This is a genomic window from Barnesiella propionica (assembly GCF_025567045.1).
Lineage (GTDB): Bacteria > Bacteroidota > Bacteroidia > Bacteroidales > Barnesiellaceae > Barnesiella_B > Barnesiella_B propionica.
This window is the reverse complement of sequence record NZ_JAOQJK010000002.1, coordinates 167,142-188,873: the sequence shown is the minus strand read 5'-3', so window position 1 is coordinate 188,873 and position 21,732 is coordinate 167,142. Positions and strand designations below refer to the sequence as shown.

At 38.9% G+C, this 21,732-nt stretch carries 14 protein-coding genes and 1 pseudogene; 2 read left to right on the top strand and 13 right to left on the bottom strand.

All coding sequences use genetic code 11. From position 1 onward, the window contains the following. The first annotated feature begins 24 nt into the window (after nt 1-24). Entirely contained in the window at nt 25-2,148 is a 2,124-nt protein-coding gene (locus OCV73_RS03250; RefSeq protein ID WP_147548991.1) for a prolyl oligopeptidase family serine peptidase, read from the top strand. Between the two features lie 116 nt (nt 2,149-2,264). Here the strand turns inward: OCV73_RS03250 and OCV73_RS03245 are convergent, their stop codons facing one another. Beyond that, the gene (locus OCV73_RS03245; protein ID WP_147548990.1) at nt 2,265-3,026 is read right to left on the bottom strand and encodes a YaaA family protein; all 762 of its coding nucleotides are present in this window, start codon (nt 3,024-3,026) and stop codon (nt 2,265-2,267) included. Nucleotides 3,027-3,134: 108 nt separating this feature from the next. Between OCV73_RS03245 and OCV73_RS03240 the strand changes: the two are divergent. After that, nucleotides 3,135-3,860 (top strand): annotated as a pseudogene (locus OCV73_RS03240) (SDR family NAD(P)-dependent oxidoreductase); the annotation flags it as partial. A gap of 12 nt (nt 3,861-3,872) precedes the next feature. Here the strand turns inward: OCV73_RS03240 and mutL are convergent. The 12 genes from mutL to OCV73_RS03180 all read right to left on the bottom strand — a co-directional run bounded on the left by mutL (nt 3,873) and on the right by OCV73_RS03180 (nt 21,270). Further along, nucleotides 3,873-5,774: a DNA mismatch repair endonuclease MutL gene (gene mutL / locus OCV73_RS03235; RefSeq protein WP_147548986.1), complete on the bottom strand. Its 1,902-nt coding sequence runs from the start codon at nt 5,772-5,774 to the stop codon at nt 3,873-3,875. A 50-nt stretch (nt 5,775-5,824) separates the two neighbouring features. Continuing rightward, complete coding sequence (locus OCV73_RS03230; RefSeq protein ID WP_262512858.1) at nt 5,825-7,453, bottom strand: OstA-like protein; 1,629 nt, start codon at nt 7,451-7,453, stop codon at nt 5,825-5,827. A gap of 4 nt (nt 7,454-7,457) precedes the next feature. Beyond that, nucleotides 7,458-8,828 carry a peptidylprolyl isomerase gene (locus OCV73_RS03225; protein WP_394802941.1) on the bottom strand — a complete coding sequence of 457 codons (1,371 nt, stop codon included), beginning with the start codon at nt 8,826-8,828 and terminating at the stop codon, nt 7,458-7,460. A 17-nt stretch (nt 8,829-8,845) separates the two neighbouring features. Then, nucleotides 8,846-9,727 (bottom strand): peptidyl-prolyl cis-trans isomerase, encoded by an 882-nt coding sequence (locus OCV73_RS03220; RefSeq protein WP_147548984.1) that lies wholly within the window; start codon nt 9,725-9,727, stop codon nt 8,846-8,848. Nucleotides 9,728-9,796: 69 nt separating this feature from the next. Beyond that, a complete protein-coding gene (locus OCV73_RS03215; RefSeq protein WP_147548982.1) occupies nt 9,797-11,752 on the bottom strand; it encodes a peptidylprolyl isomerase in 1,956 nt (651 codons plus the stop codon). A gap of 168 nt (nt 11,753-11,920) precedes the next feature. Then, entirely contained in the window at nt 11,921-13,393 is a 1,473-nt protein-coding gene (guaB, locus tag OCV73_RS03210) for an IMP dehydrogenase (RefSeq protein WP_147548980.1), read from the bottom strand. A gap of 208 nt (nt 13,394-13,601) precedes the next feature. Next, nucleotides 13,602-15,782, bottom strand: a complete 2,181-nt coding sequence (recQ, locus tag OCV73_RS03205; RefSeq protein ID WP_147548979.1) for a DNA helicase RecQ — start codon at nt 15,780-15,782, stop codon at nt 13,602-13,604. Between the two features lie 104 nt (nt 15,783-15,886). Then, nucleotides 15,887-17,125 carry an ATP-dependent Clp protease ATP-binding subunit ClpX gene (gene clpX, locus OCV73_RS03200; protein WP_147548977.1) on the bottom strand — a complete coding sequence of 413 codons (1,239 nt, stop codon included), beginning with the start codon at nt 17,123-17,125 and terminating at the stop codon, nt 15,887-15,889. A 34-nt stretch (nt 17,126-17,159) separates the two neighbouring features. Next, nucleotides 17,160-17,840 (bottom strand): ATP-dependent Clp endopeptidase proteolytic subunit ClpP, encoded by a 681-nt coding sequence (gene clpP, locus OCV73_RS03195; protein ID WP_147548975.1) that lies wholly within the window; start codon nt 17,838-17,840, stop codon nt 17,160-17,162. 355 nt (nt 17,841-18,195) lie between these two features. Continuing rightward, nucleotides 18,196-19,551: a trigger factor gene (gene tig / locus OCV73_RS03190; RefSeq protein WP_147548973.1), complete on the bottom strand. Its 1,356-nt coding sequence runs from the start codon at nt 19,549-19,551 to the stop codon at nt 18,196-18,198. Between the two features lie 257 nt (nt 19,552-19,808). Next, nucleotides 19,809-20,687: a class A beta-lactamase gene (gene bla / locus OCV73_RS03185; protein WP_147548971.1), complete on the bottom strand. Its 879-nt coding sequence runs from the start codon at nt 20,685-20,687 to the stop codon at nt 19,809-19,811. A 124-nt stretch (nt 20,688-20,811) separates the two neighbouring features. Continuing rightward, nucleotides 20,812-21,270: a hypothetical protein gene (locus OCV73_RS03180; protein WP_147548969.1), complete on the bottom strand. Its 459-nt coding sequence runs from the start codon at nt 21,268-21,270 to the stop codon at nt 20,812-20,814. Nucleotides 21,271-21,732 lie beyond the last annotated feature (462 nt).

The following is a 21,732-nucleotide window of genomic DNA, read 5'->3' as shown; positions in this document are numbered from 1 at the left end:
CAAATTCACACACATATATATTATATGAAAAAAAACTTATTCATATCTACCGGCATCATGGCAATCCTGGCAACCTCTTGCGGAACAACACCTAAATTATCATATCCCGAAACCGCCCGGGAAGAAGTATGTGACACATTTTTCGGCCACATAGTGTCCGATCCTTACCGATGGCTTGAGAACGATACTTCCGCAGCAACAGCCGAATGGGTAAAACAGCAAAACGCGGTTACCAACGACTATCTGTCTCATATCCCTTTCAGGGAAGCTTTAAAAGAAAGACTTACCAATATCTCCGATTATCCTTTATATAATATACCTTTCAAAAAGAACGATAAATATTATTTTTTCAAACGGGAAGGTAAACAGAATCAGTCTGTTCTATATGTTCAGGATAGTATAGGAGCCGAACCCGTCATCGTATTGGATCCGAATATTTTGTCGGAAGACGGAACAGTAGCCCTTTCACAAATATCTTTTTCTAAAGACGGAAAATATCTTGCCTACTCTATCGCCCGCAGCGGGTCGGACTGGAACGAGATATATGTGCTGGACCTGCATTCGGGAAAACTTTTATCAGACCGCCTTGAATGGGTAAAATTTTCGGGTATTTCATGGCAGGGAAACGGCTTTTACTATAGCGGTTATGACGCCCCGGAAAGCGGAAAAGAATATTCCGGCAAAAATGAATATCACAAAGTATATTTCCATGAAGCCGGTACTCCGCAAAGGCAGGATAAACTGATCTTCGAGGATAAAAAACATCCTTTACGAAATGTTAATGCCGGTACATCGGATGACGAAAAATACCTGTTCATCTCCCAAACGGAATCTACATCGGGAAATACGCTTCAAATAAAAGATCTCACACGTCACGGTTCACCTTGGATCACGATATCCGGCGGGTTCGATGCAGACTATAATGTTATCGATGATGTGAACGGAAATATATTTATACTCACCAATGATAATGCTCCCAAATGGAGACTTATCAGCGTAGATCCCAAAGCTCCGGAAAAGAAAAACTGGAAAGAAATCATCCCTGAGTCGGACAATGTATTGAGCAGCGTACGTATCGCCGGAGACAAATTACTGGTCACTTATATCAAAGATGCGATAGACCACGCCTATAGTTATAATCTGGACGGAACTAATCCCCGGGAGATAGAACTTCCCGCTTTAGGTTCCATAGAAGGATTTTCAGGAACACAAAAAGATAACGAAGCTTTTTACTCATTCCAGTCCTATACTTTACCTCCCACTATTTATAAATATGACGTAAAAAATAATAAATCGGAAATATTCCGTTCTTGTGACGTGAATTTCAATCCTGAAGATTATACGAGCGAACAGGTATTCTATACGAGCAAAGACGGAACAAAAGTACCGATGACAATTACTTATAAAAAAGGGATTAAACTTGATGGTAACAACCCTGCTCTGTTATATGGTTACGGAGGTTTCGACATCAATTTGAATCCCCGTTTCATGGTCATGAAAATACCTTTCCTGGAACAAGGCGGAATATATGCGGAAGCAAACTTGCGAGGGGGAGGCGAATATGGCGCCGAATGGCACAAAGCCGGAACGAAAATGCAAAAACAAAATGTTTTCGACGACTTTATTGCTGCTGCGGAATATTTGGTAGACAAAGGATATACTTCATCGAAAAAACTGGCTATAAACGGAGGTTCGAACGGCGGACTTTTAGTAGGTGCTTGTCTTACCCAGAGACCGGACCTCTATGCAGTGGCAGTACCCGAAGTAGGGGTACTGGATATGCTGAGATATCATCGGTTCACAATCGGATGGGCCTGGGCCACAGATTACGGTAAAAGCGACGACAGCCCCGAAATGTTCCAATATCTACTGGGCTATTCTCCTCTTCATAATGTCAAGGAAGGTACAGCTTATCCGGCCACTCTTGTTATGACGGGAGACCATGACGACAGGGTAGTTCCGGCACATTCATTCAAATTTGCGGCAACATTACAAGCGGCGAACAACGGAACTCACCCTACTCTTATCCGAATCGACTCCAAAGCCGGTCATGGTGCAGGAAAACCTATAAGTAAGGTTATTGACGCTCAAGCTGACATGTTCTCTTTTATCATGTACAATCTGGGCATGAAACCTGATTTTAAATAATATACCACCAGAAAAGATGAAGCCCGGTTTATTAATTATGAACCGGACTTCATCTTAAAATAAATTTTATAACAGAACCTTATTTCACATACAACGTGATAAGGATAATATTAATCCTATACCGTAAATATCAGAGATTTATCATCCGAAAATTCAGGTCTGAAATTAAATCCTTCGGAGCCGAATCCAACAAGTTCTTCCGGAACACGAATCCGCTTCTTCAAAACATACCGCGTCATTTGTCCTCTCATCATTTTCGCATATATAACAATTGTTTTTAATTTTCCTCCCCGCCACGTTTTAAATTCCGGTGTCACGATTTTTACTTCCCTATCGAGTTTTTTCCAGTCAAAAGCAGCCCGTATTTCTTTACTGGCAAGATTAAGTAAAATTCCGTCATCCGCCAGAATATCTTCTATCAATTTATTCGTAAGTTTCGGTTTCCAAAAATCAGCGACACTCCCCGAATCGAAATCCGGAAGCTGCACATCATATTCCAAACGATAAGGACGAATGGAATCCAATGGTCTCAGTAAACCATAACCGACAGAAGCAATCCTCAAATGTTCCTGCATATAAAGAAAATCTTCCGGAGAGAAATCTTCCGGAGCAATATGCTTGTATACAACCCCCGTATATGCCAGAATAGCTGGAAGACCGAAATAATCCGGTTCGAAAAAACGCCGGTATCTGAGAATCGTCTCTAAAGAAATCCGGGAACTTACTTTTAATATTTCCTTTAATTCTTCCGGAGAATATTGTAACATTTGCTTCATTAATCCGGCTGCTTCCGCACCAAATATCGGAACTGTTCTTTCCGGCACTATTATGGAAGAGGAGGATGACATAGTCTTGGCCGAGGATATTAAAATAATCATAGTAAGGTTATTTATATATAGCAAATTTACAAAAAAGCAGATAAAGGATAATTTTTTCTCTGGAAAACATTATATTTACTTCTATAATAAATTACCGGAATGAAAGGAAAAAGAGTATTTGTAACGGGAGCCGCCCGCGGCATAGGTAAAAGTATAACAACGGCTTTTATAAAAGCAGGAGCAAATGTAGCGTTTTGTGACAAAGACCTAATAGCTGGAAAAGAAGTTGCGCGTGATACCGGAGCTGTATTTTATCCGGCAGACCTGAATAATGAAACGGAACTGGAAAATTGCATGAAACAGGTATTAGACAACTGGGGGGATATAGATATCCTGGTGAATAATGCCGGAATAAGCTGCTTCTCTCCTATCACAGAAACATCAATAGAAGAATTCGATAAAATCATAAGGACTAATCTGAGGCCCGTATTTATAACCTCCCAACTGCTTGCCATCCATCGCGATAAGCAAAAAGTTCGAAACATGTACGGCAGGATCATTAATATATCTTCGACCCGTTACTTAATGAGCGAGCCCGGAAGTGAAGGTTATGCTGCCTCTAAAGGGGGAATATATGCCCTGACACATGCCCTGGCAATATCTCTCAGTCCTTATCATATTACGGTAAACAGTATAAGTCCGGGATGGATACAAACTCATAATTACGATTCTCTTACGGACAAAGATCACCATCAGCACCCCTCAGGGCGAGTAGGAAAACCGGAAGACATCGCCCGGACGTGCCTCTTCCTATGTGAAGACAAAAATGACTTTATCAACGGAGAGAACATAACAGTTGACGGGGGAATGACAAAAAAAATGATATACCTGTAAAACCGGATTATTTCATGAAAAAAAACGTTTGATATCCTCATCGGACAGAATATGGATAATCACTTGTCCGTCGGGGGTATAATTGGGCATAGCCGAGACAAACAGGTCTCCGACGAGCCTATCCATTTCCATAACGGAAAGCACTTGCCCTACCGGAATAGCAGCTGCCCGTGCAAGAGAAAGGGCAATACGCTGGTGAACATCATTTTTTATATCGTTTCCTTTTTCTGTTACCGAATCAATCATACTGCTTATAAGGTTTTTTACATCCACTCCTTCAATACCTGAAGGAACTCCATTCACGGCATATGAAAAATGTCCCATATCGCTCAATTCAAACCCCAATGCCAGCAAATCTTCACTGATTTCCTGCAAAACAGCTGCCTGAACCGAAGTAAGCTGTATAATTTCCGGGAAAAGTATTCGTTGAGATATTCCTTTATGTAATGATATATGGCGGATATATTCATCGAACAATATACGCACATGTGCCCGGTGCTGGTCTATCATCGCCAAGCCCGACTTAACAGGAGCCAGTATGTAACGCCCTTTTAACTGTAAGTAATCAGAGCCGTTTCCCGATACGTTATCCATTCCATCAATAAGAATCTGCTCTTCCCCATTTTCAGGGATATCAATCATTCCTGTTATTCCGTCTACAATCTCGTCTTTGTTAAGACGAGATTCAAATATCACTTCATTGTCAGAAGGTTTTCCTGTTTCTTGCTGACGGTCTCCGGAACGAAATCCGTCATATAACTGTTTCCAGTCATACTCAGGGCGTTTGCCTGTAACACCGGGGGAACTTTTGAACGGATTATAAGCGGGGTCGAAATCGACACGAGGAGGTTTAACGGACGGATTGTTATGAAATACCGGAATTTCGGGAGCATCCGCCATATCAAAGTCAATGGAAGGAACTACTCCAAATTTTCCCAAAGTCTCTTTGATCGAAGCAGAAATAATTTGCCAGATGGGTTGTTCGTTTTCAAATTTTATTTCGGTCTTCGTAGGATGTATATTTACATCTATAGAAGCAGGATCAACTTTCAGATTCAGGAAATAATTAGGCATTTCTCCTACGGGAACCAGATTTTCATAACAAGTCATTACAGCTTTATGAAAATAAGGATGGCGCATATATCTCCCGTTTACAAAAAAATATTGCAATGCATTTCTTTTCCGAGCGGCTTCCGGTTTTCCAATATAACCCTCCATTTCTACCAATGAAGTTTTTACTTCGACCGTCAGCAACTGCTGATTCAAACTTTTTCCAAAAATAGAGATGATGCGTTGCCTGAAATTGGAAGCCGGCAGGTTAAACAGTTCATTACCATTATGAGAAAGAGAAAATTCCACACCGGTATTGATTAATGCTATACGTTCAAATTCAGTAAGAATATTACTCAATTCAATCTGGTTGGATTTAAGAAACTTACGCCGGGCTGGTACGTTAAAGAATATATTCTTGACCGAAAAATTACTGCCGGGAGGACAAGAAACGGGCTCCTGAGACTCGCATTGTGAAGCCGATATGCACACACATGTACCTATTTCGTCATCCGGACGACGGGATTTTAAATCGACCTGGGCTATAGCTGCAATAGAAGCCAGGGCTTCTCCCCGGAAACCCATTGTTTGTAAGGTAAACAAATCCTCTGCCGAACGTATCTTTGAGGTGGAATGGCGCTCAAAAGCCAGTCTGGCATCTGTAGGAGACATACCCTTTCCATTATCGATCACTTGTATAAGAGTGCGTCCGGCTTCTTTCAATATTATCTGTATTGATGTCGCGCCGGCATCAATAGCATTTTCCACCAATTCTTTGATCACAGAAGCCGGACGTTGTATCACTTCCCCAGCTGCTATCTGATTCGCTACCGAATCGGGTAAAAGTTTAATTACATCACTCATATTTTCATTTAGACAAAGATTATAAACTTTGCGGTAATACGCATAATATGTTACTGTTCTCCAAAACGATGCTTTTGTTTTTTAGGCACGTCCTCAACCTTTTTCTCAATTTTACGGTATATGTCCCACTTATCTTTTGGGCGAATAGGTTCATACCAACGGTAATCCGGCAAAAAAAGCTGGGAACGCTTAATAAGCTGCGGAGGCGTCATACTTCCTTTTACCTCGGGCCACATAGTAAGCTTGTCCATTTTCTGGTCTTTTAACAACATGGTAAGGAAACTGCTCTCGGCATTATTCAGCCCCGTATAGGTGGAATCCCTTTCCATAGGATAAAATATGGTTTGTACATTTCCGCTGACATCAATTTTATATAGCTCTCCTTCCCGGAAAAATGCCTTTAAATCTTTACCGGCCAACTGGTCGAAATATACAGAATCCTTGTGTTGTGCAGCAAAAGCAAATTGAGGTATATGAACCCATTCGACCGTACTGTCATTCATATGCACCCTTATCGTATCTCCGAATATCTGGTAACTTCCGTTCCATATAATAGGATCACGGAACATATATAAAGTTGAATCGGCTGTAAGATATTCCAATGAATCACAAACACCTTGTACGTCTACACGAAAAAAACGGACCTCATGAAAAGCTTTCAAAATACGGGATGAATCGGGCAATACCAACATAGATTGGAGAGTATCGGCATGAAGAAAAAGGGTATCTCCCCTTGAAAATTCCAATAAACGAGCCGAATCCGTAGCAAAAGCAAATTCGTTTTTCTCATTATAGAAGCCATATTGCCCCTCCATAATCACTTTGCGGGCCGAATCGGTAAGTTGTATATTACCGAATACTTCTCCAAACCCTTTTTCTCTATTATAGAAAAGTGAATCGCCGGTAAGTTGCTGAGTTTTCCCAACCACCACCGAACGGTCAAGTAACAGTGCTTTATTATTTTCCGTATCATACCATCCTTTACTGGAATATATAATATTACTGTCCGATACAATTTTCGAAGGGCCTACAATATCGGCTATCTTAGTCATTGTGCTATATTCGAGCGTATCGGAATAAAGAGTATATTGCTCGTTCACCAATACCACATCATAATTGAAAACAGCTTCTTTCGTATCCGGAGAATATTGTCCGTAAACGGAGGAAAGTTCATTTTGAGAATCCACTATTTTCCCTCCTTCAAAATAATAACCGATATTAGGAACCAAATCATAGTTAAGGCTATCTGTAAAAAGGGTTACATCCCGGTTTTCCATTCTTACGTTATAACGCAAACGGGCGAGCTGGGCTGGTCCGTCATAATACAGGACATCGGCAAATACGAATAAGGTATCTCCTTGCTCCATTCTCACATTACCGAACGCATCTAAAGAATTGGATTTACTATAGAAATAAGCACTGTCGCAATACATATACATGCTATCCTTACGAAAACGGACATTTCCTCTTAATACCTGATAATCGGGACGGCTTTCGTTCAGCGTAAGTTCATCGCTATATAATAAATATACTTTATCGGGATTATCCTTGAGGGCCTGGGGCATGGAAGGCGCTCCCCGCCGGATCGTCTGTGCCCAGGCACAAAGAGCCAACAGGCATAGAATACATACAAGTATCCTATGCCCGCTGTTATGCATTTTTTTTCTGTGAAAAGACATTTTTTTATTTTTTTATCCAACCATCATACTGGAAATCACAATTTCTCCATCCATCGTTAATGCGGATATATGTCTCACTCTGTTTTTTCTTAATCCAGTTATTGATAATCTCGTTTTTCTTCTCAGCCTCAACTATACTTTTCAGTTCCTGATAATCGTCGGACATATTTGCCTTGTGTCCTTCAATACGATTCCTCAACCGGACAATAGCGACAATTTCTTTTCCTTTGGCTCGATCCATCATGATAAAAGGTTTGGATATTTCGCCAACCTTCATTTTATCTATCTCCTTCGCTACTTCCTGAGGTAACTGACTCATTTCAAAACGGGTTGTAGCGGTATTCTGGTTCACCATAATTCCTTTATTATTCCTCGTATCCTTATCCTGAGAAACAACTGCCGCGGCATCATCAAAAGTGAATTTATTATCCATAATATCAGTACGCAATGAATCCAAACGATTTAAAGCATCTGTCAGGTCTTTATCCGATACATGAGGTTTCAGCAATATATGACGGGTATTGATACGGTCACCGCGCTTTTCTATCAATTGTATTATATGATAACCGAATTCCGATTCTACAATCTTGGAAACCTTCTTCGTATCGGTAAGTTTAAAAGCTACATTGGCATAAGCCGGATCTAATTCAGCTTTTCCCAGAAAACCGATTTCTCCTCCCATTCTGGCAGAACCGTCTTCGGAATACAAAATAGCCAGCGTTGAAAAATCCGATTCTCCTCTCATGATCCTGTCTGAATAGTCCCGGAGGCGAGCTTTAATATTATCTATCTCCTGTTGGGGAATACGGGGATTTAATGTTATTATCTGCGCTTCTACCTGAAGAGGAATAAACGGTATGCTGTCATCGGGCAATCTACTGAAATATTTGCGAACTTCGGAAGGTGTAATTTTTACATCTTTCACTAAGTTACGTTGTACTTCCTGCACGGTTCCGGTATTGCGGATAACTTCCGCCAATTCTTCACGAATCTCGGTAACCGATTTCTTAAAATATTCTTCCAGTTTTTCTTTCGAACCTATATTCGCTATAAAATAGTTCATACGGGATTCGACCTGCTGAAATACAGTAGCATCGGGAACACTAATCGTATCTATCTTCGCCTGATGCAAAAAAAGCTTTTGAATTGCCAGTTGTTCAGGAATGACACAATAAGGATCCCCGTCTATCTTTTGTCCTTCATATTGCATTTGACGATATTGTTCCTCCACTTCGGACTTAAAAATAGCCTCGTCACCGATTACCCACACGACCTCATCAATAACATTGTTTTCCTGCGCCGTCGCTGCAAACGGTGTTGCAATACCCGCACATACCAAAAGCATAGCGGCCGTAATACTTTTTAGATTTCGCATTTTTTATTTATTCGTTTTTATTTCTTTTCTTCAGGATTTTTATAAAAGAATTCTATCTTATCCTTATTCATAGCTTCACGATACAACTCCTCTTCCATCTCACGGTTAAACCTTAACCGGTTTCTATTTACAAAAATATCTTGTATCTGAGTACGGGCGAAGTCAAAAGGAGCTTCTCCTCCTTCGGGACGATATTCACTAATATGAAGCAAGTACCAATATCCCTTATCATGAACCTCCAAAGTTTTATGATTTTTCAAAAAAGAAGTTTCATCTTCCATTACATAAGGTATATTTGCCATTACTTCATCCAGATCTACCCATTTGTCATAAAAATATTCATAAATCACGGCATTTTTCAAACCGTATTTTTCTATATTTTCTATGGCTTCGGGTTTACCGGAACTATACCATCTTTTCAGCTTGTCAATATTAGGGGACTTTTCCGGTACTTTCAAAAAAAGGCCTTTTATTACCGCTCTCTTCAGTCTGAACTGTTCAGGATTGGCTTTATAATATGCTTCCATATCTTCATCGGAAAACTCCGTACCAGCTTTTTCGCCTATCAATCTATTGCGATACTCATAAGTTATCAGTTCTTTTCGATAACGTTCTACTTCCTTGTCAATACGGTCCATATCCGGAACATTTTTACTGGCTACTTCGTATAATAACTGGTCGTCAATCCACTGCCTGATATAATGTTCGGCGAACTCGGCACTGTCTGCCTCCGACAAATTGTTCGGCATGACCTCTGCCAGATCTTCTTTTGACAGAGTATGACCGCCTATCCTAACCAAAAGTCCGTTCCCGTCTTCGCCGTTATTACTTCCTTTGCATGCTATTACAAGCAAAGAAAATAAAACAAATGGTACGAATAAGAGAGCGGACTTTCGCATATTTTACGATTTAATAAAAAACGTTCTAAACAAATCTTCGTCATAAAAATACAACGAAAAGTGCTGAATCTATTGTTTATTAACCGTTTTTAGAACATCTTTATTTATTTCAACCGGATATTTCTTATTTAGCATCTTTACCCACACTTTTTCAAGATAAGTTTGATAATCGGCTGTCACCTGCCCACGAACATCGGTATACTCTTCCGGTCCTTTTTTCAAGATTTTACCTGCTGTAAACATAACAGGAAATTTTTCATCTATTTGTTTTTCCCCTTGCGCGAATACCAGATTATCTATATTCGCATTGTCTCCTGCCACATATAATCCACGTTCAATACGGACATTCTTGACACTATCGTTATTGAATTCCCGAATTACATAATATATGACAGAATCTTTAGGAGCGGTTTTAATCCGGTTCTGCACAAGTCCGGCAACAGAATCATTCGCACATTGAACCAAATACCCTTTAAAATGAGGTTCTTTCCAGTTGTATTTCTTTTTATTTTTCTTGAAATACTTTTCAAGTCCCTGAGTATCCTGAGATGCTTTTTCCCAAACTTCACGATTACTTATTTCGAAAAGCAGCATACCATCACGGTATTCATTCATAAGATTACGAAAATCGGGATACTTAACATCCAGATTATTCTCTTCATACGTTAGGATTTGGTTTTCTACATATTTCTTAATTTGAGTATCTATAAACTCACGGGCAGGAGTATTGGGATTATAAACCAGACCATAAACTACCGGAGTTATCGCTTCACCAAATTCGGATAATTTCATTCCTCCTCCGTCAAACGAAAACAACCAGGTTTCATCTTTACTTATATCAGCCAAGAACAAAGAATCGATTCCCTTCTTTTCTGTCCGAGCATACATTTTATTTAAAATATCCTGATTCAGTTTGAAATGATATGCTTCTTTCAATTGTGTAACTAACGACTCCTTTGCTTTCGCTCCACGACTATCGCGTGCCAGGCGGTTCATAATTTCGTTTCTTTTCTCTTCAAAGGAAGGAAATTCCTTACGATCCAGTAATTTAATTATATGCCAGCCAAAAGGAGAAAGCACTGGTTCCGAAATATCACCCTTATTTTTTAAGGCAAATGCTACTTTTTCAAATTCAGGAACGAAATCACCACTGTTACACCAAGGTAATTGTCCTCCGTTGCGAGAGGAACCTCTGTCTTCTGATTTTTCTTTTGCTATTTTGGCAAAGTCACCTCCATTGATAACTTCATTATAAATTTCTTTTATTTCTTTCTCCTTTTCAGCCATCAATCCTTCCGGCGCATTTTTCCGAACCATGAGAGCGATATGGGCGGTAAGCACACTCCCCGGATCGGGACGAGTACTCAATACTTTTATAATATGATATCCGAACTGGCTTAATACAGGTTTGGACAAATCTCCCGGTTTCATGCTATAAACAGCATCTTCGAAAGGCAATACAGTACGGAATCCTTTGATAAAGCCCAAATAACCGTTATTTTCTTTCGCAGAAGGATCATCAGAGCATTCAAAAGCCACCTTACCGAAATCTTCGCCTTTCAATATTCTTTCACGGGCCTGCATAGCCTTATCGAAAGCGGCCTTTTTCTCAGCTTCATCATTCGGATTATTTATAGAAAAAAGAATATGCTCGACTTCCACATTTTCTTTCAGGCGGTGGTATGCCTCGCGGGCCATTTGTTCATCCAGCTTGGAATCGACCAAATATGGTTTCGCCAGTTCTTTTCTATATCCGGCCAGTTCTTTTTTGAACGCCTGCACCGTATCGAGACCATAAGCTTCTGCTTCAGCTACCTTTAGTTTATAATTGGTGAACAGAACCAAATACTCATCAAGCGACTTGTGTTCAAGTTGCTGCTGATTGTTTTTGTTGTAAATGTACTCAAATTCCGATTTCTTGATATCCTTCCCATTTATTTTCATCAATACTGGGTCATTGACAGGTTGCGCCATTAGGAGAGTTCCTCCGGCACACAAAGACAGTAACAGCAATTTCTTTTTCATTGGTTTTATCATATTTAAGCACTATAAGCAGAGGAGCATTACTCCGCTTTATTCATCATAAATTTTAGTATAAAAAATAATACACTATTTTAACGTTCCAAATATAAGAAAATTATATTGAACACGAGAAAATAGTGTATTATAAAGATAAAAAATAATTATAATTCTTTATCCACGGCTGTAATTCGGTGCTTCACTTGTAATAGTCACGTCATGCGGATGACTCTCTGCAACACCGGCGTTGGTTATACGTGCAAATTTAGCTTTGTGCAATTTCTCTATATTCCCGGCTCCGCAATATCCCATTCCCGCACGCAAACCACCTACCATCTGGTAAACGACTTCGTACAATGATCCTTTGAAAGGAACCCGGGCTGCTATTCCTTCTGGAACCAGCTTCTTCGTATCGGATTCGTTCGCCTGGAAATAACGGTCTTTGGAACCTTTTTCCATGGCTTCCAAAGAACCCATTCCACGATATGTCTTATATTTACGTCCATTATAAATAATAGTTTCGCCCGGCGATTCTTCCACTCCGGCCAACACACCACCTAACATTACAGAATAAGCTCCGGCTGCTATCGCTTTAACAATATCGCCGGAATAGCGTATACCACCATCGGCAATAAGGGGAACCCCTGTTCCTTCCAGCGCCTTAGCGACATCGTAAACAGCAGAAAGCTGGGGAACTCCCACTCCGGCTATCACACGTGTCGTACAAATAGAACCCGGACCTATACCCACTTTCACACCATCGGCACCGGCATCAACCAAATATCTGGCAGCTTCTCCTGTTGCGACATTTCCTACGACTACATCTATATGGGGATATTTTGCCTTTACTTCTTTAAGAACATTCACGACATAAACGGAATGTCCGTGAGCCGTATCTATCACGATCGCATCTACGCCAGCTTCTACCAATGCATCCACTCGAGTCATTGTATCGTTGGTAACACCAACCCCGGCTGCGACACGCAAACGGCCTAATTTATCTTTACAGGCAAAGGGCTTGTCTTTCGCCTTAGTTATATCTTTATAGGTAACCAAACCGACTAATTTTCCATCCTTATCTACTACGGGCAGTTTTTCTATTTTGTACTGCTGAAGTATATCGGCCGCTTGTTGTAAATCGGTAGATTGCGTAGTGGTAACCAGACTCTCGGAAGTCATGACTTCATCGATAAGGCGATCCAAATCTCGTTCGAATCTTAAATCCCGGTTCGTAACGATACCTACCAAATGATTATTATCATCTATCACAGGAATGCCTCCGATATGGAACTCTTTCATCATTTGAAGAGCGTCTTTCACCGTTGACCCCCGCTTGATCGTTACCGGGTCATAAATCATGCCATTCTCAGCTCTTTTCACGGCATGTACCTGCCGCGCCTGCGCCTCGATAGGCATATTTTTATGAATCACTCCTATTCCTCCTTCGCGGGCTATAGCTATAGCCAACTGAGCTTCGGTTACAGTATCCATTGCCGCTGAAACCAAAGGGACATTAAGACTGATGTTGCGTGAAAACTTCGTCGAGAGATCGACATTTCTTGGAAGGACTTCGGAATACGCCGGAACTAACAGAACATCGTCAAATGTTAGACCGTCCATAACCACTTTTTCTGCAATAAATGACATAATGATGGTGACATTAAAATTTTATTGCACGCAAAGATACATATATTTCCCGTTTCGCAGGAAATGATTCCTTTTATTTTTAAGAAAATTTTAAATTACGACTATTGAAACTATTTATACTATAAAAATATTCCATCCAATAATATAAATGCAGTAAATGCGGTATTGAATACCGCATTTACTGCATTTATATTATATACAAAATCTATTAGTTTCCCATTTCCGAAAGGAATTTTATACGGATCAAGCGTATTTCTTCCTCGGTATATTCACGACCGAATTCTTCAATCGCATCTTCCAGACTATCGCTTTCACTCTCTTTAAAATAATCGAAAATATCTTCTATATGATCGTCGTCCATGATCTCATGTAAAAAATAATCGATATTTATTTTTGTTCCGGAATATACAATAGCCTCTACCTCATCCAGTAACTCGGTAAACTCAAGGCCTTTGGATTCTGCAAGCTCATCCAATGCTATCTTACGGTCGATAGCCTGAATGATGGAGACTTTAAGTTTCGATTTATTAGCTACGGTACGTACACGCAAGTCTTCAGGACGTTCGATCTCATTTTCTTCTACATGCGCCTTAATAACTTTAATAAATTCTTCTCCGTATCGTTTAGCCTTGCCGGCTCCGACACCGGGAATATTCTGCAGCTCGTCCATTGTGATCGGATAGGTCGTAGCCATAGCTTCCAGCGAAGGATCCTGAAATATTACATAAGGAGGTAATTCCAGCTTTTTAGCAATCTTTTTACGTAAATCCTTAAGTATAGAATAAAGTTCGGGATCAACGGCACATATTGCCCCTCCTTTCATCGGTACTTCTTCTTCGGTATCCTCAAAATCGGCATCCTGCACAATTTTATAAGAAACCGGTTTCTTAAGGAATGCATGCCCGGCTTTAGTCACCTTGAGCAATCCGTAATTCTCAATATCTTTATCGAGGTGACCACTGATAAGGGCTTGCCGTATCACGGCATTCCAGGTCTTTTCATCTTCTCCCTGGCCACAGCCGAACACTTCCAGTTCGTCCTGATGATAGGATAATACCTCGGAAGTCTCTTTTCCTAACATCACATCGATCACATGATCTGCTTTGAACTTCTCTTTTAACGCAATAACAGTTTCAATAACTGCACAAAGTAAATCTTTAGCTTCCACTTGTTTTTTAGGGTTTAAACAATTGTCACAATTACCGCAATTATCTTCATTGTATTCCTCCCCGAAATAATGCAACAACAGTTTACGACGGCAGAGGGAAGACTCTGCATAAGCAGCTGTTTCAAGCAATAGTTGTTTACCGATTTCCTGTTCGGCAATAGGCTTACCCTGCATAAACTTTTCCAGTTTTTGCAAGTCTTTATTCATATAGAACGTGATGCACTGACCTTCTCCGCCGTCACGACCGGCTCTACCGGTTTCCTGATAATATCCTTCCAGGCTTTTAGGTATATCGTAATGGATAACGTAACGTACATCCGGTTTATCTATACCCATCCCGAAAGCGATAGTCGCCACAATAACGTCGATTTTCTCCAAAAGAAAAGCGTCCTGATTTTGTGTGCGGGTAGCAGAATCCATCCCGGCATGGTAAGCCAGGGCGTTTATACCGTTTACACGCAACATTTCGGCCAGCTCTTCTACTTTTTTACGGCTCAGGCAATAAATAATACCCGATTTTCCTTCCTGCGATTTTATGTATTTAATAATATCCTTATCAATATTCTGTGTTTTGGGACGTACCTCATAATACAGATTAGGGCGGTTAAAGGATGATTTAAATACAGCAGAATCGGTCATTCCAAGATTCTTTTGAATGTCGTGCTGAACCTTAAGGGTTGCCGTTGCCGTGAGAGCAATAACCGGACGTACGCCTATCTCATTAATGATCGGGCGAATACGGCGATACTCCGGACGGAAATCGTGTCCCCATTCCGAAATACAATGAGCCTCGTCTACGGCATAAAAGGAGATATCGATCTGTTTAAGGAATTCTATATTTTCTTCTTTAGTAAGCGATTCGGGTGCTACATACAATAATTTGGTCTTTTCCGAAAGTATATCGTTTTTGACCTGATCTATCGCAGCTTTATTCAGAGATGAATTTATAAAATGAGCGACACCATCTTCTTCGCTGAAATTACGCATGGCATCAACTTGATTTTTCATCAATGCGATCAACGGAGAAATAACAACGGCGGTACCTTTCATCATTAAGGACGGCAACTGATAGCATAATGACTTTCCACCTCCTGTAGGCATAAGTACAAAAGTATCTTTTCCAGCCAGTAAGTTTTTTATAATTGCCTCCTGATTTCCTTTAAATGTATCAAACCCGAAGTTTTTTTTCAGTTCATCTGTCAGATTTATATAATCAGCCATGTAACGTTAGGATTATTGGTGTTCAAAACAGTTTTTTAGCATAATTGACTGTAACAAATTTATAAATATCTCTTTGATTTCTCCAATTTTTTCTTGATTATTTTTTAATGCAACGCCAACAAATTTGCTTTTTCAAGTTTCTCCGCAGCATATTTTTGGGTAATAGTCAATTTCTTCTTATTGGAAGACGGTATCTCGTACATGGCATCCATCATAATAGTCTCGACTATAGACCTCAAACCGCGTGCTCCTAACTTAAATTCAATAGCTTTCTCTACAACATAGTCCAGCACATCGTCATCAAATGTAAGAGTAACCCCATCCATATCGAACAACTTGATATATTGTTTAATAATGGAATTTTTCGGTTCGACGAGTATACGGCGCAAAGATTCCTTATCCAACGGCTGTAACGAAGTAAGTATAGGTAAGCGGCCTATTATCTCGGGAATCAGGCCGAAAGCCTTTAAATCCTGAGGCGCCACATATTGCAACATATTATCGCGATCGGCTACAGAATGACGGTTCCCTCTATTATATCCTACCACATGAGTGTTAAGGCGCATGGCTATTTTACGCTCTATTCCATCAAAAGCCCCTCCGCAAATATATAGTATGTTTTTAGTATTTACGGGGATCATTTTTTGTTCCGGATGCTTACGTCCTCCCTGAGGGGGAACATTCACAATAGAACCCTCCAGTAATTTTAAGAGCCCTTGCTGAACTCCTTCGCCGCTAACATCCCTCGTTATCGACGGATTATCGCTTTTACGTGCAATTTTATCTATTTCATCGATAAAAACTATACCACGTTCGGCAGCGGCAACATCATAATCAGCCACCTGCAATAAACGGGTAAGAATACTTTCTATATCTTCCCCTACGTATCCGGCTTCGGTAAGCACTGTTGCATCGACAATCGTGAACGGTACTTTCAGCAGCCTGGCGATTGTTTTTGCCAGCAAAGTTTTTCCTGTCCCCGTAGGTCCCACCATGATAATATTGGATTTCTCGATTTCCACATCATCATCCTGAGAAAAGTTCTGCATCAGCCGTTTATAATGGTTATACACCGATACGGAAAGATAACGCTTGGCGGCATCCTGTCCTATAACATACTGGTCCAGAAATGCTTTAATATCGGCCGGACGAGGCAGATCCTGCTTGGTGAAACCCAAATCATTCTTGTTTCCCGACTTCTTTTTGTTCAAATATTCTTCTGTTATGAGATAGGCTTGCTCGGCACACATATCGCAAATGCATCCGTCACGGCCGGGCATAAGCAAATTAACTTCGTGTTCGGAGCGGCCACAAAAGCTACATCTGTTTTCTTTTTTTGCCATTCTTGTTTAGGTTATATAACTGCGGGCCTTTATATCAACGGGCCGCTTTTATCAATACATCATCAATCATACCGTATTCTTTTGCTTCGACAGCAGTCATCCAGTAATCTCGATCGGAATCTCTTTCTACCTTTTCATAAGAATTTCCGGAATGTTCGGCTATTATGGTGTAAAGTTCTTTTTTAAGTTTTTGTATTTCCCGAGCCGTAATCTCTATATCGGAAGCCTGCCCCTGAGCACCACCCATCGGCTGGTGAATCATTACGCGAGAATGCTGTAAAGCGAATCTTTTTCCTTTGGTTCCAGATACTAATAATACAGCAGCCATCGATGCCGCCATGCCTGTACATATAGTGGATACATCGCTGCTAATATATTGCATAGTATCATAAATGCCTAATCCTGCATATACCGAACCTCCGGGACTATTGAAATAAATAGATATGTCTTTTCCGGGATCGGCCGAATCCAGATAAAGCAACTGGGCCTGAATCACATTGGCGGAATAATCATCTACCTGAGTTCCCATAAATATAATACGATCCATCATCAAACGGGAAAACACGTCCATTTGAGCGATATTGAGCTGACGCTCTTCGATAATGGTCGGAGAAATGTAACTACTGGTAATATCCGAAGCCGCCATATACTGGTCTATAGCCAGCCCGTTCATCCCCAGATGTTTTACCGCATAATTTCTAAAGTCATTAGCCATAAATATGTTCTTTTTAATTGGTTTTCTATTATACTAACAAACAAAGTTATAAATAAATTCAAGAATCCTGCAAGTTTTATTCACGCGGAAAACAGTATTTAATATCATTAAGAATTACACACTGTAAATTTTGTTCTATAAAACAAAAATCCCGAAGGATTTTCTATTTATCCGCATAATTGCAAGAACTGTCTTTACACATTTTCAGCAAAAGGAGTGCAAATATAAACATTGACATGCAAGTAACCATATTTTATAGTCACAAATTTATTTCCGGTAAAAAGGAAAACCTAAATAAAAACCCGCTCTGCATTTGAACAGAGCGGGTTCCTTAAAAGAGAATATCTATAAGGTCTTATTTATTCTCAAACATTTTGTAGAAATCTTCGCTGGATATAGATTTTTCATCTAATGTCACAGCGTCTTTAATACCGGCAAGTATCTTGGTTTCAGTAACACGATCTATCAAATTGCTTTTTGTTTCCCGGTTATCCAGCATTTCTTTAGCATATTTTTCCAATACATCGTCAGGAAGTCCGGTCATTCCGTATTGAGCAAATTGCGATGCAGCTACGTTCTTAGCCATAATCATAAGATCGGCGTCTTCTATCTTCAATTGAGTATCTTTAGCAATCTGTTCTTTGATAAGATGCCATTTAAGGTCCGGCAACATTTTTGTATATTCGTCATCGATAGTTTCTGCTTTGCGTTCTTTATTGGTAGCCAACAACCAACGTTTCAGGAAAGTATCAGGTAAATCAAATTCCCCGATTTGTTTTTCAATGACTTCACGTGCATCGATACCGAACTTATAATTACTTTCGGGAGCTAATTGCATGGCAATGAATTCACGAACTTTTGCCTTGAATTCATCTTCCGATTTTACCGTATCTTTACCAAATACATTATCAAAGAATTCCTGATCCATTTCAGCAGGTTTCAAACCTGTAATTTCCTTAATGGTCATTTCAAAAGAAGACTTCACATCAGCAGCAACAGCCTTATCAATATTCAGCATCGAAGCCAGTTCAGCCGGATTCGCATCACAGGTATTTGCCGGGTTGAATACGACTTTAGCACCTGTTTTAGCACCGACAAATTTAGCTTTCTCATCTTCATTTTTAAAATAATAAGGAGAAACGACCGTAGATTCCACCACAATTCCTCCTTCTTTAGATGTTCCATCCTCATTCAGTTCCACCATTGAACCTTTCACCAGATCTTTTTCTCCCACTTCTTCCACTACTACTTGTTTTCCATAGCGGTTTGCAAAAGCGTCTATCTGTTTATTAACCATATCATCATCCACGGTGATATTATAATAAGGAACATGTACATCTTTATTCAGTGAAACTTTTATTTCCGGAGCCAAAGCTATATCGAAATTAAAGGTAAAATCTTCCTGTTTATCAAAATCAATTTCCTGATTTTCTACAGGCATAGGTTCACCTAAAATATTTAATTGATTTTCACGAATATATCCGAAAAGTTTATCAGAAACCAACTTATTGATCTCTTCTACCAACACAGATTTTCCGAACATCTTGTTGAGTATACCAAAGGGAACTTTTCCTTTACGGAAACCGGGAATATTTGCTTTCTGGCCATAAGTGCGCAGAGCTTTATTTACACTCTCCTGGTAATCTGCTTTAGTAACCTCAATAGAAATTACTGCATTTAATTTGTCAGTGTTTTGTTGCGAAACGTTCATTCTTTCGAATTTATTTAATATTAAACTTATAATCAATACGATAATATGCTTTGTATAACAAGAACAAAGATATTTGTACACACGTTTACAAAATGCGACCGCAAAAATAGTTGTTTAGTTTCGATATTCAAACTAATACTTGATTTTTTTCATCTTTAGGTATAACTCTATTTCAGTATAAGAGAATATCTAAATACAAAAGAGCTCTGAAAAAAGAGCCCTTTTGTACGTATTATATTATTGGGGTAATTCATATATTAAATACCGGTATTATAAATTCTAAAAGTTAAATTCGCTATATCTGCCATTATTTTAGCATTGTCTTTATCCGACTCTCGAGAATCTTTTATCAAAACCACAATATAACATTTTTCTCCATTAGGTAAATAAATAACCCCGGCATCAGCCTCGCTTATTTGCAAACCGTCAGAAGTGCGATCTGAATGTCCTGTTTTGTGAGCTATCTTAATGTCTGCAGGCAATCCTGCTTTTAATTTGTCTTTTCCTGAAGAACAATTAAGCATGATTTTTTCTAAAAAAGTAAAGTGGTCTTCAGTCAAAATATTTTCTGTATAGACTTTCTTTAATAATTGTGCAATAGATAAAGGCGTACTCCAATTATTGTAGCAATTCATTATGTTTTCATGCATATCATGTTCCGTCTCCGTAAGATTTAGGTCTTTAATTCCAAGTGATTTTATATATGTATCCACATTCTTTATCCCTCCTACAAATTCTATCAGTAAATCACATGTGTTATTATCGCTATGTGCAACTGTATATTCTATCATATCTCGATATGATAGGTGTATTCTTTGATTTGGATATTTATCTCTTAATGGGCTAAATGTTTTTTTATGGATTTGTTTTGGCTCTATATATATCATACTATCTAAAGGTATATTTTCCGTTTCCATCTTTTTTAATGCTGTTACTGCAATATGAAATTTGAATACACTCATGATTGGATATTTTTTATGATTGGCGACAGCAAAAGTTTTGTCTCCATACATGACTGCCACGCCTATAGAAGCCTGTTTCTCTTGTATCACTTTTTCAATTTCTTGAGTTAGATTTTGTCCGAATGTTATAATACAATAAAGACATAATGCAATTGATAGAATTATTTTTTTCATATTAATAGTTTACAATTCTATATTTTTTATTTCATGATTTATCTTTTATATTGGGTACAAAACACGAAAATGCCGTTCATAGAGAATAATGACCGGCACTTTATATTATTTTTTCAGTATATTCTTATTTTACATCTTTCATCAGATTTTCAAAAAATTCATCCAGTTCCTTATCCATTTTGTTCCAGAAATTATCTTCAAGATAAATATTTTCATCATCTATAGTCAATAACTCGGCAATTGCCTCAAAATCATCATCGACCAGCACAACCGAAAAAGGAGTTAATATATTGAGCTTTTCAAATTCAGATTTCAATGAGGGAGTATTCAATATTTGTTTCAGGAATCCGGTTAAAGCCATTTCATAACCCTCGTCCGAAGGATCTTTCCATTCACTGAGTTCATCAACATTCACCTGGACCAATACATTATCGGTATCATCATATATAGTAAAAGAAGCTTCCTCATTTTTTATCCGTATGTACATATCGGATAATGCCAAATTCTTCTCATCAGCTTTTGCTATCGCCTCTTTAAATGCGTTTTCTATACCATTTACCAGTATCTGCTCTACAGCTTTCATATTTGCCTCCTTTATAAATCGTTCAAAGATAAAGAAAATTTCGTAAAAGTTACTATTCCTGCTTATTTTTTAATAAAAAGGTTCCCTGTTTACTTCATTATTGCCATACTTACCAACATATATATTCCAAAGCATAATATATATTTTTAAATACTTACACACATTATCTTGGTTTATTTTAATCATATTTCCGGTATTCAGAATTGTATTATTCTCCACCGAGTCCTCAAACTTATTTTTTTAATATTACATCAAAAAAAGCCGCAAAAAGTTTGGAAAGAAGAAACTAATCATTACTTTTGTCACAGAAAAATGACAATTTACAAACAATGAAAAATCTGAATTTTGCATATTACTTTTATTTTTATTTTTATTTCGGAAAAAAATAAAAACGGGGTTTTATGTAAAACACAAAAACGATAAAAACAAAATAATATATTAAAATCCCGTTTCGAACAAACG

Excerpts from the sequence above, each read along its gene's own strand:
- clpX (WP_147548977.1), bottom strand. The coding sequence starts at position 17,125 with ATGGCAAAAAAAGAAAACAGATGTAGCTTTTGTGGCCGCTCCGAACAC.
- OCV73_RS03215 (WP_147548982.1), bottom strand. The coding sequence starts at position 11,752 with ATGAAAAAGAAATTGCTGTTACTGTCTTTGTGTGCCGGAGGAACTCTC.
- guaB (WP_147548980.1), bottom strand. The coding sequence starts at position 13,393 with ATGTCATTTATTGCAGAAAAAGTGGTTATGGACGGTCTAACATTTGAC.
- OCV73_RS03180 (WP_147548969.1), bottom strand. The coding sequence starts at position 21,270 with ATGAAAGCTGTAGAGCAGATACTGGTAAATGGTATAGAAAACGCATTT.
- OCV73_RS03245 (WP_147548990.1), bottom strand. The coding sequence starts at position 3,026 with ATGATTATTTTAATATCCTCGGCCAAGACTATGTCATCCTCCTCTTCC.
- recQ (WP_147548979.1), bottom strand. The coding sequence starts at position 15,782 with ATGGCTGATTATATAAATCTGACAGATGAACTGAAAAAAAACTTCGGG.
- tig (WP_147548973.1), bottom strand. The coding sequence starts at position 19,551 with ATGAACGTTTCGCAACAAAACACTGACAAATTAAATGCAGTAATTTCT.
- OCV73_RS03230 (WP_262512858.1), bottom strand. The coding sequence starts at position 7,453 with ATGTCTTTTCACAGAAAAAAAATGCATAACAGCGGGCATAGGATACTT.
- OCV73_RS03225 (WP_394802941.1), bottom strand. The coding sequence starts at position 8,828 with ATGCGAAATCTAAAAAGTATTACGGCCGCTATGCTTTTGGTATGTGCG.
- mutL (WP_147548986.1), bottom strand. The coding sequence starts at position 5,774 with ATGAGTGATGTAATTAAACTTTTACCCGATTCGGTAGCGAATCAGATA.
- bla (WP_147548971.1), bottom strand. The coding sequence starts at position 20,687 with ATGAAAAAAATAATTCTATCAATTGCATTATGTCTTTATTGTATTATA.
- OCV73_RS03220 (WP_147548984.1), bottom strand. The coding sequence starts at position 9,727 with ATGCGAAAGTCCGCTCTCTTATTCGTACCATTTGTTTTATTTTCTTTG.
- clpP (WP_147548975.1), bottom strand. The coding sequence starts at position 17,840 with ATGGCTAATGACTTTAGAAATTATGCGGTAAAACATCTGGGGATGAAC.
- OCV73_RS03250 (WP_147548991.1), top strand. The coding sequence starts at position 25 with ATGAAAAAAAACTTATTCATATCTACCGGCATCATGGCAATCCTGGCA.